General features: G+C 35.9%; 21 protein-coding genes and 1 pseudogene. 16 read left to right on the top strand and 6 right to left on the bottom strand.

Annotation, left to right across the window (positions count from 1 at the left end; translation table 11 throughout):
- Nucleotides 1-31: 31 nt before the first annotated feature.
- From F6K40_RS32110 to F6K40_RS32095, 4 genes and pseudogenes are all read right to left on the bottom strand, one after another.
- Complete coding sequence (locus F6K40_RS32110) at nt 32-250, bottom strand: tyrosine-type recombinase/integrase (RefSeq protein ID WP_365673525.1); 219 nt, start codon at nt 248-250, stop codon at nt 32-34.
- A gap of 25 nt (nt 251-275) precedes the next feature.
- Entirely contained in the window at nt 276-1,514 is a 1,239-nt protein-coding gene (locus tag F6K40_RS32105; RefSeq protein ID WP_293141950.1) for a hypothetical protein, read from the bottom strand.
- A gap of 157 nt (nt 1,515-1,671) precedes the next feature.
- Nucleotides 1,672-1,827, bottom strand: a pseudogene (locus tag F6K40_RS32100) (tyrosine-type recombinase/integrase); the annotation flags it as partial.
- A 114-nt stretch (nt 1,828-1,941) separates the two neighbouring features.
- Complete coding sequence (locus tag F6K40_RS32095; RefSeq protein WP_293141948.1) at nt 1,942-2,517, bottom strand: eCIS core domain-containing protein; 576 nt, start codon at nt 2,515-2,517, stop codon at nt 1,942-1,944.
- Nucleotides 2,518-3,427: 910 nt separating this feature from the next.
- Here F6K40_RS32095 and F6K40_RS32090 point away from each other — a divergent pair.
- The 6 genes from F6K40_RS32090 (at nt 3,428) to F6K40_RS32055 (ending at nt 6,092) form a co-directional block, all read left to right on the top strand.
- Complete coding sequence (locus tag F6K40_RS32090; protein ID WP_293141946.1) at nt 3,428-3,640, top strand: hypothetical protein; 213 nt, start codon at nt 3,428-3,430, stop codon at nt 3,638-3,640.
- A gap of 50 nt (nt 3,641-3,690) precedes the next feature.
- Nucleotides 3,691-3,810 (top strand): DUF4160 domain-containing protein, encoded by a 120-nt coding sequence (locus F6K40_RS32085; RefSeq protein ID WP_293141944.1) that lies wholly within the window; start codon nt 3,691-3,693, stop codon nt 3,808-3,810.
- A gap of 690 nt (nt 3,811-4,500) precedes the next feature.
- On the top strand, nt 4,501-4,710 hold the full coding sequence (locus tag F6K40_RS32075) for a hypothetical protein (protein WP_293141940.1): 210 nt from the start codon (nt 4,501-4,503) through the stop codon (nt 4,708-4,710).
- Nucleotides 4,711-5,079: 369 nt separating this feature from the next.
- Nucleotides 5,080-5,355, top strand: a complete 276-nt coding sequence (locus F6K40_RS32065; RefSeq protein ID WP_293141938.1) for a DUF2281 domain-containing protein — start codon at nt 5,080-5,082, stop codon at nt 5,353-5,355.
- Nucleotides 5,342-5,788, top strand: coding sequence for a type II toxin-antitoxin system VapC family toxin (locus F6K40_RS32060; RefSeq protein ID WP_293141936.1), 447 nt, complete (start codon nt 5,342-5,344; stop codon nt 5,786-5,788). Before F6K40_RS32065 ends, F6K40_RS32060 begins: the two co-directional genes overlap by 14 nt.
- Entirely contained in the window at nt 5,778-6,092 is a 315-nt protein-coding gene (locus F6K40_RS32055) for a DUF433 domain-containing protein (RefSeq protein WP_293141934.1), read from the top strand. The genes F6K40_RS32060 and F6K40_RS32055 overlap by 11 nt, the downstream gene beginning before the upstream one ends.
- A 101-nt stretch (nt 6,093-6,193) precedes the next feature.
- On the opposite strand, the gene F6K40_RS32050 is transcribed toward F6K40_RS32055, so the two are convergent.
- Both F6K40_RS32050 and F6K40_RS32045 read right to left on the bottom strand, forming a co-directional pair.
- Nucleotides 6,194-6,460, bottom strand: coding sequence for a zinc ribbon domain-containing protein (locus F6K40_RS32050; RefSeq protein ID WP_293141932.1), 267 nt, complete (start codon nt 6,458-6,460; stop codon nt 6,194-6,196).
- 87 nt (nt 6,461-6,547) lie between these two features.
- Nucleotides 6,548-7,354 (bottom strand): RNA-guided endonuclease InsQ/TnpB family protein, encoded by an 807-nt coding sequence (locus F6K40_RS32045; protein WP_293141930.1) that lies wholly within the window; start codon nt 7,352-7,354, stop codon nt 6,548-6,550.
- Between the two features lie 357 nt (nt 7,355-7,711).
- Between F6K40_RS32045 and F6K40_RS32040 the strand changes: the two genes are divergently transcribed.
- The 10 genes from F6K40_RS32040 to F6K40_RS31995 all read left to right on the top strand — a co-directional run.
- Complete coding sequence (locus F6K40_RS32040; RefSeq protein ID WP_293141928.1) at nt 7,712-8,128, top strand: element excision factor XisH family protein; 417 nt, start codon at nt 7,712-7,714, stop codon at nt 8,126-8,128.
- Nucleotides 8,116-8,472, top strand: a complete 357-nt coding sequence (locus F6K40_RS32035) for a XisI protein (protein WP_293141926.1) — start codon at nt 8,116-8,118, stop codon at nt 8,470-8,472. The genes F6K40_RS32040 and F6K40_RS32035 overlap by 13 nt, the downstream gene beginning before the upstream one ends.
- Nucleotides 8,473-8,840: 368 nt before the next feature.
- Nucleotides 8,841-9,023, top strand: a complete 183-nt coding sequence (locus F6K40_RS32030) for a hypothetical protein (RefSeq protein WP_237395932.1) — start codon at nt 8,841-8,843, stop codon at nt 9,021-9,023.
- Nucleotides 8,998-9,405, top strand: coding sequence for a hypothetical protein (locus F6K40_RS32025; RefSeq protein ID WP_293141922.1), 408 nt, complete (start codon nt 8,998-9,000; stop codon nt 9,403-9,405). The genes F6K40_RS32030 and F6K40_RS32025 overlap by 26 nt, the downstream gene beginning before the upstream one ends.
- A 203-nt stretch (nt 9,406-9,608) precedes the next feature.
- The gene (locus F6K40_RS32020; protein WP_293141920.1) at nt 9,609-10,145 is read left to right on the top strand and encodes a Uma2 family endonuclease; all 537 of its coding nucleotides are present in this window, start codon (nt 9,609-9,611) and stop codon (nt 10,143-10,145) included.
- Between the two features lie 221 nt (nt 10,146-10,366).
- A complete protein-coding gene (locus tag F6K40_RS32015; RefSeq protein ID WP_293141918.1) occupies nt 10,367-11,074 on the top strand; it encodes a phage baseplate assembly protein V in 708 nt (235 codons plus the stop codon).
- Nucleotides 11,074-11,460, top strand: a complete 387-nt coding sequence (locus tag F6K40_RS32010) for a GPW/gp25 family protein (protein WP_293141916.1) — start codon at nt 11,074-11,076, stop codon at nt 11,458-11,460. Before F6K40_RS32015 ends, F6K40_RS32010 begins: the two co-directional genes overlap by 1 nt.
- Before the next feature lie 232 nt (nt 11,461-11,692).
- Nucleotides 11,693-11,887, top strand: coding sequence for a DUF6887 family protein (locus tag F6K40_RS32005; protein WP_293141914.1), 195 nt, complete (start codon nt 11,693-11,695; stop codon nt 11,885-11,887).
- A 201-nt stretch (nt 11,888-12,088) separates the two neighbouring features.
- Nucleotides 12,089-15,562, top strand: a complete 3,474-nt coding sequence (locus F6K40_RS32000) for a baseplate J/gp47 family protein (protein WP_293141912.1) — start codon at nt 12,089-12,091, stop codon at nt 15,560-15,562.
- Between the two features lie 17 nt (nt 15,563-15,579).
- A partial coding sequence (locus tag F6K40_RS31995; protein ID WP_293141910.1) for a hypothetical protein occupies nt 15,580-15,764 on the top strand: 185 nt, incomplete at its 3' end.

The raw sequence follows: 15,764 nt of genomic DNA, 5'->3' as shown, positions 1-15,764 counted from the left end.
TCCCCCGATTTGGAGGTATATGTCTACCACTTCAAACATCCATATCATCCAGCGGCGACTTGAGATTCTCAAATCCCTTTGACGTAATATGGGTGTATATCTCCGTCGTCTTCAAACTGCTATGTCCTAGTAGCTCCTGGATATAACCTAGATCCGTCCCTCGTTCCAAGAGATGGGTCGCAAAACTATGTCGTAGCGTATGTAACGTCACCTCCTTTTGAATCCCTGCTTTTTCCACAGCCCGTTGCAATTCCGTCAAACAGGAGTTTCAGGCGCTACTGATTTCGATGAACCGTCTTTTTAACTTTTCTCGTTGTAATCACCGTTGCCCTAGGAAATCTATATTTTGAATTAAAAGGGTTTGGTATCGCCATAATGTGTTCAACAATACCTTCGTAAAAACTCTCCCACAGCTTTTTAACCTCTAACTCATTTTTCTCTTTCTCGTAAAATTCAATGATCTCCTGTATGTCTTTACTGTTTGAAAAGTCAATCGTCTCAAAAAATTCTTCAATTGGCACGACTTCTCTATTCTCTGTTGGCCACGCATCTATGCACAGATCTACACCTTCAGAAGAACGCATCATAACCCAAGCATGCTCGCCATGTCCCGCCGATTTGAATATTTTACAAGGTATTTTCTTCTCCTCTTTTAAGTATAGATAAACCAATGTTGCATATTCGCCACACATGCCACCGTGAGTCATTGTTATAATATTTTGACGTATCGTGGGTGGTAATGCCCTAGCAACATAAGACTTCATGTCTTCATTTTCAGAGTTTGTCTTCACGTACTCTTGAAACTGTTTATACATACCTTTTGTTAGCTCCATACGAACCACTGGATATATAAATTGAATATTCTCTTTTTGATTACCTGCCTTTGGTATCATTTTAGTCGCATAGGCTATAGCCTCATTCCCGAATTGTTTACATGTTTCTGTATCGTGTGTTGTTGCTTCTAGATCTGCCCTCTTAGCTTTGATATCACTACTTGTTGCTTTCCGATCAAGAATAGGTTCTTGAAACGAAATACCAGAGATGGTGGGTTCTTCTTGAGTACTTGAAAAAACCTCTTCTTGCTGGCTAGATGGCGCGCAAAGTGAAACATCCTTCAACTGATGTTTCTTTAGCTTGAAAACCTTAGAACCCCCACCATTACGGGCCTCCGTAAAAATATAGGTCTCCATCGTATTTACATCTCTGTAATACCCCTTTTTACCTTTATAAGTGTAACAATTATTCTTCACTAATTCATCTGCCTTAACCAATTGAGCTACATGTTGTTTCATGCGAAATCGTGAATTGTATGATGTAGTTCTTGATTTTGACGCTGTGAGCATAGACTCCATTGGAGTAGTGTTTAAATTGCGCTGCAAAGCCCCTATATGTATTTTATGAAGTCGGTTATCAACAAACCCAAAACCTTGCTTCACATTACTTTTCTTCTGAGCAACAGAATTAGCAACCGCTCTAGTTTTATTCTCTTTTGTTTTTTCTACTTGTGCATACATATCTCAAACCTTTTTTATTTTTCTTTAGTGGTTATTATAGACTCTCTTTTATTGCCTATAACAATGTCAGTAATCGGTACTGTTCCGTTTATTTTTACTGTGTCATTACTCAAAACGTGCGCATATACCTCCAGATCGTGGGTATATGTCTACCACTTCAAACATCCATATCATCCAGCGGCGACTTGAGATTCTCAAATCCCTTTGACGTAATATGGGTGTATATCTCCGTCGTCTTCGAACTGCTATGTCCTAGTAGCTCCTGGATATAACCTAGATCCGTCCCCCGTTCCAAGAGATGGGTCGCAAAACTATGTCGTAGCGCTCGTCATCTCGGTAAGACTGGAGTTTCAGGCGCTGCTGATTTCGATGAACCGTCTTTTCAACTCTGATAATGTTTGCCATGGCTACCATTCAGACTGTCTCCTTACTCATGGGACAAATTTGGGTCAGGTCTTTTTGCAGAGGCTGCTTTTACCCCCATCAGGTCAGCCTCCCGTTCCAAGGCGTGGTCATCATTAATCGCCACACCTTTAGCCTGGATCGTTGGCTTCACTCTCCCCTGCTTCTGCTGCACCACATGCCATGCCTCATGGGGCAGATGTTTTTCTTGCCCTGGAGCAACATGGATATTTGTACCTTGTGTATAAGCATGAGCCTGTAATTGAGCTGGTTTATCAGAATTGTAATGCACTTTCACATCATTCATAGAATAACCAGAGAGATTCTCAACTCCTGATTTTAGATTGTCAGGCAAGCCAGTCTTATTTTCTTGTCTCTGAATTGGCTGCTGTTGCGAAGAATAATTATCAGCCATCAATTGTGCAGCTTGTTTCCCTTGGGGGCTATTGTTTACCATCCCTTGTATTTTACGCATTTGAATAGCTGATGATCGATTATCTACAAACTGAACAGTAGAAGCAGCACTACTGTTATTGTTCGCAACCTGATTAGCCACCGATTTTGTTTTATTGTCCTGGGTTTTATTCGCGTAAGTATACATAAATTTTTCTTTTCAGGTGTTGTTTTAATTGATTTTTAGGTTTTATTATGGGAGGTGGTATGGCATATATACCTATCCTAAAGGATATTCTATGTAAATATGGGACATTTATTTTAGTAGCATAATGTCCAAAATGAAAGCTTATGAGATTGACTTCCCGGAAAAAATAATTGAAGCTTCAGCAAATTACCTCCATTGAAATAACCATAAGCTTTATCTTAAAATCATATCAGCAAAAGTCGTTAATAAATATACCTTAGTTTCTATATTTTTGTAATGACAAAATTAGAAAATATACATATTCAGGACTTAGGCAGTTCCAGTATACCCAGTCTGGGCGAATGCCATTCGCCCCTACAAATGTGGAGCCAACAAAAAGTCCCCCTTGTTAAGGGGGATTTAGGGGGATCGTAAATGTACTTCATCTTTATGAGAAATACTATATACATATTCAGGACTTAGGCAGTTCCACTATACCCAGTCTGGGCGAATGCCATTCGCCCCTACAAATGGGGAGCCAACAAAAAGTCCCCCTTGTTAAGGGGGATTTAGGGGGATCGTAAATGTACTTCATCTTTATGAGAAATACTATATACATATTCAGGACTTAGGCAGTTCCAGTATACCCAGTCTGGGCGAATGCCATTCGCCCCTACAAATGGTGTATAATTTTATTTTTTGTGTAAGTCCCGATCAAAAAAAATTATTAGAAAAACCCATCTTTTTTCCACTCAAAAACTACGGTTTCTGCAAAAATTTTCAAATATATTTATCAGGAAGCAGAATTTTTTGGGAATAAAGAAATCGCTCTTACGTGAGTAGGAAATCTGGACAAATTTTACTACAGATTAGAGCGATCGCTTTACTATGATTAAGACATAACAAAATGACAGAAAAGGCAAAAAACATAGTGACAATAACAACCTTTGCAGAAATCTTAGAAGCCGCAGATAAACTTCCCCCAGAAGCTCAAGAAAACCTAATTAATATATTACAAAATCGTCTTCGAGACCGACATAGAGCAGAAAAAATTAGAGATGTTCAAGAAGCACAAAAAGAGTTTGCCCAAGGTAAGTGTCAACCTGTTACTCCAGAACAACTCATGGAGGAAATTCATTCGTGAAATTTGTTTAATTACCTGACAACAAATAATAGCTATTAGGAATAGAATTGATGCCTGAAATTACCAGATTTTACGGAATTATTATTAAATTGTTTTTTGCCGATCATCCTCCTCCTCATTTTCATGTAATTTATGGTAAATATAATGCTCTATTTAACCTAGAAAGTTGAGAAATTATTGAAGGAGACTTGCCCAATAGAGCAACAAAAAGGGTGATTGAATAGGCTTCAATGTATCAAAATGAATTATTGCAAATGTGGAATACGCAAGAATTTAGAAAATTACCTCCATTGAAATAACAATATGCTTTATCCTAAAATTATATCAGCAAAAGTTGTTGATGAATATACCTTATTCGTGCATTTTTCCAACAATCAAACCAGAAAATATAATATTAAAAAGTTATTAGAAAAACCCATGTTTTTCCCACTCAAAAACTACTAGGGCGTCAAGTTTGAAAATGTGGATTAAAAAACCTAACCCCCCAACCCCCTTCCCTGCAAGGGAAGGGGGAGAAGCCCCTCTCCTGTGAGGAGAGGGGTTGGGGAGAGGTTTCCAAGGTGCCTCGCTCCCAACACACCATTTTAAGCTTGACACGGCACTACGGTTTCTGCAAAAATTTTCAAATATATTTATCAGGAAGCAGAATTTTTGGGAATCAAGAAATCGCTCTTACGTGAGTAGGAAATCTCGACAAATGTTACTACAGATTAGAGCGATCGCTTAATTATGATTAATACAAAACAAAATGACAGAAAAGGAAAAAAATATAATGACAATAACAACTTTATGGATTAAAATGAGCGAGACAAACTAAATTAATCTTAATTAATTCAACTTAATAAAAATGAGGAAAAACGATGAGGGAAACTAACGAATTAAAAGAGATAGAAAAAGCAATTAGTCAGTTATCCCCAAAAGATTTAAGCGAATTTCGTCGATGGTTTGCCGAATTTGACGCAGAAACCTGGGATAAAGAATTTGAAACCGATGTAATGACAGGTAAACTAGACGGGTTAGCTCAAAAAGCCTTAAAACATTTGCAAGAGGGAAACTGTACTGATTTGTGATACATAAAGCCACCCCTGATTTTTGGTACTATTATCGACAATTGCCCGTCCATATTCAAGACCTTGCCGATAAATGTTTCGATTTATTAAAACAAGATCCCTATTATCCTTCATTACATTTTAAGAAAGTGGGTCGTTTTTGGACAGTTGGTTGGGATACATTACAGAGCAATTGCAGTGGAAGGTGGACAAGAAATAGTATGGTTTTGGATAGGACATCATGCAGAATATGACAAAATATTAGGAAACACTAACCCTTAGCGCGATCGCCGATTTTGTAGGTTGGGTTGAGAAAATGACCTTGCTCAAAAATTAACAATTCTCAATCCAAAATCAGAAATTCAAAAATAATCAAAAGGACAAATAATTATGATTAATATTAACAAAATCCAACAAGATATTAATGAGCTACCCGATGAAGCACAAACCTTTTTGATAGATTTTATTGAGTTATTAAAAAAACGTTATTCCTCAGCAGAAAAACAAAAAGTTAAACCTAAGAAATTCCTTGAGCATAAATCTAGCACCCTAGATATTTTGAAAGAATCTGAATTAATCGGTTGTATTAGTGCAGATTCAGACCTTTCTATTAATTATAAATCTGCTTTAACAAAAGGATTAGACTCCAAATATGATAATCGTTGATACAGGATTCTGGATAGCTTTATTTAATGATAAAGACCAATATCATAAAAGTGCGCAAGAAACTTTGGCACAATATCCCCACGAAACTTTAATCACAACTTGGTGTGTTTTAACAGAATGTTGTCATCTACTTTTACAACGTTCTCCAAGTATATATTCAGGAGTTCAGAAACAAATTCAATTAATGAATATTTTTGAAAAATATCAACAACAATTTCAATTGTTTAATCTTCAAGAAACTCATTTAGAACGGATTAAGATATTGATGAAACAATATCAAAATCTCCCAATGGACTTAGCGGATGCTTCCTTAGTTGTTCTTGCCGAATATTTAGAAGATGGTCGTATTTTTTCAGTGGATCGACGAGATTTTAATACTTATCGCTGGAAAAATACCCAACCTTTTCAAAACCTATTTCAATATGATTGTTGATTTTATAGGGCGATCGCTCTTGTTAGGGCCACATTTTAAAACAACAAAACAACTCATAAAAAATTGGAGAAACCTCTTGACAACCCTTACCGACATTGGCCAACTAATTACAACAGATCCCCATAGTAATCGTCCCGTTATTACAGGAACAAGAACATCTGTTAGAAGAATCGCTGGTTTATATAACCAAGGTAATAACGCTGAAGAAATAGCTAGACGATTAAATCAGCTAACAATTACACAAATTTATGCAGCTTTAACCTATTATCATGCTAATCGTCTTGAATTGACACTCGCCCTTTAAATCAATTGATTATAAAGGGTGATTCTTGTTTCACAGACTCTGAACTAGGTGAAAAATCAAGGACTTCTCACCCCCGCAAGATCGTCTCTACAAGCTTTTTATTAAACGGTGTGCCCCACCGCCTTTAATCCTCTTTTTCTAATTATTTCAGCCGCAGCAACACCTCTGTTGCACCTATAACCACAACTGCTGCAATTGTGTATTCTCTGTGACAACTTTTTCTTCTCAATATGACCACATTGCGGACATTCTTGAGAGGTATAATTTTTGTCAATTTTTTCGTAATACTTACCTCTTTTCCAGCAAACAAACGGCAAGATTTCATTGATAAACTGACCAATTCCAGAATCTAGAGATTGCTTTCTCACAATTCCTCTAGACCAAGAATTAAAGTTAATATCTTCTACAAATATATTGTCAGCTAAATCACAAAGTTTATGGGCTAATTTAAAATGCTAATCACGTCTTGTATTATAGATTTTCTCATGTAATCTAGCTATTCTATTCTGGAGCTTTAACCAATTCCGTGACCCTTTATTTTTATGTTTTAACCTTCTTTGCAGTAATTTCATCTGGCGCAGTTGGCTTAACAAAAACTTAGGAGCCTTGATTAAATTTCCCGTAGAAGTGGCAATAAAAGATTCGATTCCCGCATCAATACCTAATGATATTTTACCTACTGAATTATCAAGTACTGATTCTAATGATTGGAAACTAATCAATACATAATAACCCGTAGCTTTTTTAATTATCCTAGCTTGTTTAGCAACCATTCCTTCTGGATATGGTCTACTCTGTCTAATCTTTAACCATCCCAGTTGTGGTAGTTTTACTCTGCTATTACCCAAGCAATTTTTCAACATTGCAGGAAATACAAAGCTTCTCATCCTCTTTTTGAATCTGGGAAAACCTTTACCTAAACTTTTCATTTCCGAAAATGCTTTATCTAAAGTCTTTAATGTTTGCTGTAAAACTTGAGCATTAACTGACTTTAATTTAGGGTTGGTTTTCTTAGCTATGGTTAGATTTTTAGCCTGAACATGGTAGTTAGGATATGGTGCCTCAGCGGGAATGATGTATTCGGAAATAATTGAGCAACTATTAATTGAAGACTTCCTTGAGCTTAACCAGTCTTTTCGCTCTCTTAAAGCATAATTGTAAACAGCTTTACAGACATCAAGGATCTTGTTAACTTCTGATTCTTGATGTTGGTTTAATTTGAGCTTGTATTGATAAGTTAAAGTAATCAATTTAGTTTGCAAAATATTCCTGAATACTCTATAATTATAACACAAATTTATTTGAAATTGTACATTTTTTTTTGTGGTTTGAAATTCATCTCACCGCTAAATCTATAAATTATAGCGGGAGTCCTCTTTCAAAACTTTTTGATAGATTTTATTGAATTATTAAAAAAACGTTATTCCTCAGCGGAAAAACAAAAAGTTAAATCTAAGAAACTCCTTGAGCATCAATCTAGCACCCTAGATATTTTGAAAGAATCTGAATTAATCGGTTGTATTAGTGCAGATTCAGACCTTTCTATTAATTATAAATTACTATAATTGTTGATTTTATAGGGCGATCGCTCTTGTAGGGTAATCATTAAATCAAAAATAATGCTAACAAAAGATAGATACCATGATAATTGTAAAAATGCCCTCATAAAAGATAGTTGGACAATAACCCATGATCCTCTTAGGTTAAGATGGGGAAGCAAAGATATGTATGTAGATTTAGGAGCTGAAAAATTATTAATAGCAGAAAAAAATCAAAACAAAATTGCAGTAGAAATTAAAACTTTTGCTGCTATGTCGGAAGTGAATGCTTTAGAAAATGCATTAGGACAATATTTGTTATATCGTTCTGTTATTAGCAGAACTGAACCAGATAGAAAACTTTATTTAGCAATACCTAGTATTGTTTATGCGGACATTTTTGAAGATGGTTTAGGCAAAATAATTACAGAAGATTATCAATTGTTGTTACTAATTTTTGATATTAATTTGGAGGAAATCATCGAATGGATAGAATAAATAACTACCGTGAAATTATCCAAAAAATTATTTTATCTCATACAAAAATTCCTTATGCTGATGAAAATATTAAATTAGAAACAGTTTTTGACACTACACAAGATCGTTATTTATTAATGATAGTGGGTAGGGAAAAAATAAATTCTAAATATTCAGCAACAAAAAGAGTTCATGGTTGTTTAATTCATGTGGATATTTTGGATGATAAAATTTGGATACAACGAGATGGGACAGAAGAAGGTATTGCTAGTGATTTATTAAATGCTGGTATTACTAAAGATAAAATTGTCTTAGGATTTTACGATCCACAAATTCGAGAAGAAACAGGTTTTGCTATTGCTTAGTTTTCTCAATTTATCAAATATGTTATCCTTAAAAAAGGTACAAAATGATTTGTTTTACTATTAGGAGGAAGACTAGAAGAACAATTAAAATGGGCTTTAGAGAATCAGCGTGTTGTTTATAGCTTTAATATAGCGTTTCCCAAGCTAATGAGGTACAGTTGTTTTTTTTCTTTATCTATTCCTACGGAACGAGAATTACTACTCCCTACTCCCTACTCCCTATTCCCAGTTAAGTGTTCCCTGTTCCCTGTTCCCTAAAACCAAAGAATTTTGTACCTCACGCTTTTTGGGAATTGCTATATTCGAGACTTTGATCGAATTTATACTAACTGGGTAGAGGAAAGACAAAATTATTTAAGATTTTTATTATGGTAGTTGCGATTGGCAAAATTGTAGCAAATGGTATAATTTTTGATGTAAAAAACTGGCAAACTAATCTGATGAATATCAATAATTTATTAGACGATGTTGATGATTTATTTAACACTTTAGAACAAGTTAACATTAACTATTTATTAGTGGGAGGTGTGGCAATATTTAAGTTATATTGAGGGCAGAAATACTCAAGATATTGACTTGATTCTTTCTCGTCAAGATTTAGACAACTTATCAGAGATCAAAATTACTGAGGAAAATAAAGATTTTATTAGGGGAAATTTTAATCAGTTACAAATTGATATATGGTTAACACAAAACAAGCTTTTTAAGACAATTTTACAACAATTTGTAACAGAAAGAGAATTTGGTAATAGATTAATTCGTTGTGTCACAGTAGAGGGTCTAATTATTCTTAAATTATATGCTTTACCTTCTCTATATCGCCAAGGCAAGTTTGACAGAGCAAGTATTTACGAGAATGATCTTTTACTTTTATTATTAAATTATCAGGTAGATTTACCCCCTTTGTTAAAGCTAGTAAGCAAACATTTATAGCAAAAGGCAGGAGGCAGAGGGCAGAAGGCAGAAGGAAAAATCTGGCTTTGTCTGGGTTTTAGGCTTTTGATCTGTCCTAACTTTTGCTTCGACTGCTATATTAGTGCGCTCGCCGATCTTGTAGGTTGGTTCGAGGTGTACGAAACCCAACAAAACAACACATTGCACCAACAAAAAGTGTGCTTTTACGGATAACAAAATTTATGCAATCACCAAGTATTACTAACTCCTTAGACGCTTTTCTCCAACAACCCAACATAGAAGCTTCTCCTGCTTGGGAATTTATCCATGGACAGGCCCAACAAAAACTCATGCCAACCTTGTTTCATTCCCGCCTCCAGCGCAATCTCGTCAACGCCATCAACAATCAAACCCAAGCTTATGAAGCAATTCAAGAACTCCGGTGCATCATCCCCCCCTTATCCCCCGTACCAGATATTGTAGTTGTTAAAAGCGATCGCCTCAGCAATGAAGATGGCCCCCTGCAAGGTTCACCAGACTGGTTAATAGAAATCCGTTCCCCTGATCAAAGTACATTAGACCTACAGAACAAAATTCTGCACTGCTTGAGTAACGGGACTCAGCTTGCTTGGCTAATTGACATTCAGCGACAGCAAATCTGGGTTTGGGAAAACCAAGAACTACCACTGGTGTTTGCCGGAACTGACAGACTCCCCACCCTTGAGAATATCTCAGATTTTACAGTAGAAGGGATAATAGCCATGACCCAACAACGATAAGTTAGTATAATTACTCGCTCTTGTAGGGTGAGAAGTCAGAAAATATGTATTATGGGAATTCCCATAGTAATGAAATACATTTACGATCCCCCTAAATCCCCCTTAAAAAGGGGGACTTTGAAAGTTCCCCCCTTATCAAGGGGGGTTAGGAAGGATCTAAATCTGTACCTCATAAATTAGAAAACTGCTATAGCAATTTTTACTATTAGGAGAAAGACTAAATGAATGGATACGATTTATTGCTCAACAATGAGAAAAATAATATTTTTAATGGGGTAACAATCGGCATAGTTACTAACAATAAAGACCCAGATGGTTTAGGCAGAATTAAAGTTAAATTTCCTTGGCTTTCTGAAAATGAGGAGAGTTATTGGGCTAGAATTTTAACTCCTATGGCTGGAAATGATAGAGGTATTTATTTTTTGCCGGAAGTTGATGATGAAGTATTAGTTGCTTTTGAACAAGGTGATATGAATGTTCCTTATATTCTAGGTGCTTTGTGGAATGGAAAAGATAAACCTCCTGCTAAAAATGATGATGGGAAAAACAATCAAAGAATGATTAAATCTCGTAGTGGTCATCAGATTATTTTAGATGATACGGTCGGAGCAGAACAAATTATTATTCAGGATAAAACTGGCAAAAATCAAATCTTAATTGATTCTAAAGAAAATAACATGAATATTAAGGTTGAAAAAGATTTGACTATTGAAACTAAAGGTAAAATTATCTTAAAAAGTAGTGATGATGATGTTTCAATTGAATGTAACAATTTATCTATAAAAGTCAATAAAAATTATCAGTTAGAAGCCGGGGCAAATTGTACTATTAAAGCTAAGTCTAAATATGAATTAGAAGCAGCATCTGGTTTAGGGATTAAATGTTCTGCTGGAGTGAAAATTAATGATACTTCATTGGAGGTGATGTAATGGATATTGATTTTTTAGGGGTGGGATGGACTTCACCTGTGGAACTAGATGAAAATGGTCAAATAATGGTTGCTAAATATGAAGATGCTGTGCGACAATCTATTGGGATGATTTTGAGTACGGCGAAGGGAGAACGAGTCATGCGTCCTGATTTTGGCTGTGAGATTCACGACAAAGTTTTTGCTCCGAATAGTTCAGGAACGGTGGGTCAAATTGTTAGTGATGTTCGTAATGCTTTAATTGAATGGGAACCTCGGATTGATGTTTTAGATGTGGATACAATTCCTGATTCTACTCAACCAAATGTAATTTTAATTCAGGTAAATTATCAAATCCGAACCACGAATAATATTTTTAATTTGGTTTATCCTTTTTATTTACAGTAATTGTAAGCATTCAGCTATTAGCTGTCAGCTATCAGCAATAAGAACACATCCTTAAAAACATGGTTTAAATGAATATAGACTTTAAGGTTCAGCAAGCTAGTTTTTGTAGTAATATTTAATTATAGTTATAGCTCAGTTAATAAAGTTTTTATCTAAAATTAAAAAATAAGCTGATAGCTAATAGCTGACTGCTGAATGCTTACATTTATTCTGATGGAAATTGGAGGTTTTTATGATGACTGATTTAACTAAAATGACTATAAAAGAATTAAAAGAATATATATCTGAAAATCGGAATGATGATGATAAATTTAGTGGCGCATTAGCTGAACTATTAAAGCGTGATTCTAATCCCGTAATTTATTCTCAAGAGATGACTTTGGAAGAGCAAGAACGGATTTTTATGGAAAAGATTACTAAACATTAGATTGGTTTTGTTGGGTGCATTAAAGAAATGTAATTCACCCAAAATTCAAACTATAGGAATTCTTAGTTGTGACAATTTTTATAATAGTTAATTTGACTTGAAAGCCTGGAAAATTATGTAACCTAACCATAACTAAGGTTGTGTTTGGTTTCACTGTCGTTCAACCCAACCTACTAAATTAGCTGCTAACTGATAACTGAAATGGCATCTCCAAAAATAGATCAACGTACTTATGAGGAAATTGTTGAACAAACTAAAGATTTCGCACAACAATTTACAGATTGGAAACCGACAAATGAACCGGAAAAAATAGATGCAGGAGAGGCATTAATTCGCATCTTTGGTAAAATGGCTAAGTCGGTTAGCGATCGCCTCAACCAAGTCCCTGATAAAAATTTCTTGGCTTTCCTGGATTTAATTGGGGGAAAACTTATGCCACCCCAAGCAGCGAAAGTACCTTTAACTTTCTATTTAGCTGAAGGGAGTCCTGTGGATGGTTTAGTTCCTGCTTATACCCAAGTTTCTGCACTACCAACAGAGGGTTCAGATGAGGAAATAGTGTTTGAAACAGATCGGGAACTGGTGGTGACAACCGCCCAATTAAAAGCGGTATTTGTACGGGAACCGAGTCAAGATAAATATAGCGATCGCTCTTTAGAAGCAACTGGACAAAAAGATGAAGCTTTTTTAGTTTTTACCGGCGATCGCTCCATTGAACATTCTCTTTATTTAACTTGTCCAGAAATTTTTAATTTACCAGAATTACCAAACCTCAACCTAATTATTACTACTGATAATACTGCTGACTTTCCAAGCGGACTTAATTGGTTTTATTGGGATGGTTCTCAATGGCAAGAACAAATTCCTACCAGTACAACTAATGGGAATGAATTGACTTTTACTTTTACTAATTTGCCAATTCCGACTGCTTCTGAAATTGATGGTAAAACAGATAAATGGTTAAAAGCTGAGGTAACAAATGTATTGGTAAATTCACCTAAAATAACAGATATTACAGGGGTAATAAGTATTACTAAATCTAATTTAGTTCCAGATGTTTGTTTATTTAATTCTAGTCCTTTAGACCTCACTAAAGATTTTTATCCTTTTGGGGAACAGCCAGAATTTAATGATACTTTTTATATTGCTTTACACGAGCCATATATTAAACCTAATACTACCATTACTTTAGGTTTAACCTGTAAATTAATTAGTCCTTCTGCTGACCTAAATATTGTTTGGGAAATTAGTGATGGAGAAGAATGGGAAGAAATTACAACTGTAGATAATGGCATAGTAAAATGGAACAGTGCATCTCCTAATTTTACTCAAGAAATTACTACTACTGAATTACAGTTTTCGTTTTCTGAAAAAATACCATTACCTAGCACTATCAATGGAGAAACTCGGTATTGGATTCGTGCCCGGATTAAAGAAGGTCATTATGGACAAACAGCTTCCGAGCGTAAATATCCTATTTATGATGATTTAGCAGTCTTAACAGAGGAAATAAACAAAGGAGCAACAGAAATAGAAGTTGATAATTTGGATTTATTCCAAGAACTAGATTTAATTCGTCTTCTGCCAAATACCGGAGGATTTCCAGAAGAGAATCTAATTACAGAAATCATTCAAACCGATGATAATAAACTGACACTAAAACTAGAGAAGGAGATTATTAATGAGGAATTGACTGTGGGAACACGGATTATGCGTAAGTTAATTATTACCGAAACAATTCCTCCAACTTACGATCCTCCTCTAATTCAATCCTTAAAGTTAAGCTATGATTTTACCCTAACTAAAAAAGCTACTTATTTTGCTAATAACGATTTTATCTATTCTTATCCTAACGATGATTTCCGACCTTTTATTCCCACAGTAGACACAGACTCCACCCTTTATCTAGGATTTGATCAATCTTTTGGGAATAAAACCGTTACTCTCTACGCTCAGGTTGAACCCCCATCGACCGAAGAATTATCCAAAGATATAACAACAGAAACATTTCTCACACAAGGGGTGAATGACGATGAACAAATCTTAAAATTAGATGATGTAACTGGTTGGGAAGAAGGGGATATTATTGAAATTAAAAACTCATCAAAACAATACAGTAGCTATACCATTAGCAATATTGATAATAATAATACAGAAATTACTGTCAAAGAAAATCTGCAAGAAAATTATATTGAAGACAGTCGAGTTATTTACTCAACACAACCAGAATTAATAGTGGAATATTCTAGTGATCTGGGATGGCAAATATTAGACGTAAAAGATGAAACTAAAAGTTTTTCTGAACGGGGTTTAATTCAATTTATTGCTCCTGCAGATTTGAGTAAAATAGAAAACTTTGGTCAAGAACTATATTGGTTACGAGTTCGTTGGCAAGGGGGTAATTTTATTGCTAAACCTCGTTTGCGTCGCCTATTAACAAATACTATTTGGGCAGTTCAAGCAAATACTATTAGAGAAGAAATATTAGGTTCAAGTAATGCCGATCCTAATCAAGTTTTTGTTGCTAATAATACCCCGATTTTACAGGGACAAGAATTAGAAGTTGAAGAAGGACAAATTCCTGCCGAATTAGAATCCGATCAGGTAAAAGTGGTTCGAGATGATACAGGAGAAATTGAAGAAGTATGGGTAAAATGGGATGAAGTAGGTGATTTTTATAGTTCTGGGGCGAGCGATCGCCACTATACTTTAGACAGACAAACAGGAGAAATTAAGTTTGGGGATGGAATAGCGGGAATAATTCCACCACGGGGGCGTAATAATATTCGACTTTCTTTGTATAGCACGGGAGGAGGTGAACAAGGAAACATTGCTGCGGAAACCATTAGTCAGCTAAAAACTACTATTCCCTATATCGATCGGGGAATCAATCTGGAACCCTCAACAGGAGGTGCCCAACAAGAAACCTTAGATCGTCTCAAAGAAAGAGTTCCCAAGCAAATCCGTCACCGAGATCGAGCTGTTACCGCACAGGATATGGCAGATTTAGCTTATGAAGCTTCCACTGATGTTGCTAGAGTTAAAGTTGTCACCCCAGATTTGATGACAAACAACTTTAATCCATTAGATGAAAATTTTTGGCTAGATCCGACTCAACCTGATGTCTCATTTGACGATACTCTCGATCAAAAATTGGAGAAAGTCAGCGACGGTGAAAGAGAGAACTTTGAGGAAACGATGCGGGAAATTAATCGTCGTGCTGGTCAAGTTAAACTGATTATTTTGCCTAATAGTGTCGCGCGGCAACCTATTCCTAGTTTAGGGTTATTAGAACAAGTTGCCAGTTATATTCGTTCCCGTTGTGAAGAAACTACAAATATTATTGTTTTAGCTCCAAAATGGCAAGAAATCAGTGTTACGGTTACCATAACTCCTATTTCCTTTGAAGGGGTAGATCGGGTGAGAGATACTGTCAAACAGCGGTTAGAAGCTTTTCTTCACCCCTTAACTGGTGGCAGTGGCAAGGGATGGCAGTTTGGTCGTTACCCGAAAGAATCTGACTTTTACGCTATTGTTCAAGCTATTCCTGGAGTAGATCATGTTGATTATTTGGATATAGATGATGGTTCAACAGAAGCTAATCTTTCCCTAAATGCTGATACTTTAATTTTTTCTGGCAATCATACCGTTAATGTTAATTCGATAACGAGGTGATGGGGAATGTGAGAGGTGTGGGAGGTGTGGGAGGTGTGGGAAGTGTGGGAGGTGTGGGAGGTGTGGGAGGTGTGGGAAGTGTGGGAAGTGTGGGAGGTGTGGGAAGTGTAGGAGGTGTGGGAGGTGTGGGGAGTGTGGGAGGTGTGGGAGGTGGGGGAGGGGTGGGAGGTGTGGGAAGTGTGGGAGGTGTGGGAAGTGTAGG

This window comes from Okeania sp. SIO3I5, from assembly GCF_010672085.1.
In the GTDB taxonomy this organism is placed as follows: Bacteria; Cyanobacteriota; Cyanobacteriia; order Cyanobacteriales; family Microcoleaceae; genus Trichodesmium.
Note: the sequence above shows the minus strand (reverse complement) of the source record. Positions and strands in the feature narration are given on the sequence as shown.

Excerpts from the sequence above, each read along its gene's own strand:
- F6K40_RS32105 (WP_293141950.1), bottom strand. The coding sequence starts at position 1,514 with ATGTATGCACAAGTAGAAAAAACAAAAGAGAATAAAACTAGAGCGGTT.
- F6K40_RS32095 (WP_293141948.1), bottom strand. The coding sequence starts at position 2,517 with ATGTATACTTACGCGAATAAAACCCAGGACAATAAAACAAAATCGGTG.
- F6K40_RS32085 (WP_293141944.1), top strand. The coding sequence starts at position 3,691 with ATGCCTGAAATTACCAGATTTTACGGAATTATTATTAAATTGTTTTTT.
- F6K40_RS32075 (WP_293141940.1), top strand. The coding sequence starts at position 4,501 with ATGAGGGAAACTAACGAATTAAAAGAGATAGAAAAAGCAATTAGTCAG.
- F6K40_RS32065 (WP_293141938.1), top strand. The coding sequence starts at position 5,080 with ATGATTAATATTAACAAAATCCAACAAGATATTAATGAGCTACCCGAT.
- F6K40_RS32060 (WP_293141936.1), top strand. The coding sequence starts at position 5,342 with ATGATAATCGTTGATACAGGATTCTGGATAGCTTTATTTAATGATAAA.
- F6K40_RS32055 (WP_293141934.1), top strand. The coding sequence starts at position 5,778 with ATGATTGTTGATTTTATAGGGCGATCGCTCTTGTTAGGGCCACATTTT.
- F6K40_RS32040 (WP_293141928.1), top strand. The coding sequence starts at position 7,712 with ATGCTAACAAAAGATAGATACCATGATAATTGTAAAAATGCCCTCATA.
- F6K40_RS32035 (WP_293141926.1), top strand. The coding sequence starts at position 8,116 with ATGGATAGAATAAATAACTACCGTGAAATTATCCAAAAAATTATTTTA.
- F6K40_RS32030 (WP_237395932.1), top strand. The coding sequence starts at position 8,841 with ATGGTAGTTGCGATTGGCAAAATTGTAGCAAATGGTATAATTTTTGAT.
- F6K40_RS32020 (WP_293141920.1), top strand. The coding sequence starts at position 9,609 with ATGCAATCACCAAGTATTACTAACTCCTTAGACGCTTTTCTCCAACAA.
- F6K40_RS32015 (WP_293141918.1), top strand. The coding sequence starts at position 10,367 with ATGAATGGATACGATTTATTGCTCAACAATGAGAAAAATAATATTTTT.
- F6K40_RS32010 (WP_293141916.1), top strand. The coding sequence starts at position 11,074 with ATGGATATTGATTTTTTAGGGGTGGGATGGACTTCACCTGTGGAACTA.
- F6K40_RS32005 (WP_293141914.1), top strand. The coding sequence starts at position 11,693 with ATGATGACTGATTTAACTAAAATGACTATAAAAGAATTAAAAGAATAT.
- F6K40_RS32000 (WP_293141912.1), top strand. The coding sequence starts at position 12,089 with ATGGCATCTCCAAAAATAGATCAACGTACTTATGAGGAAATTGTTGAA.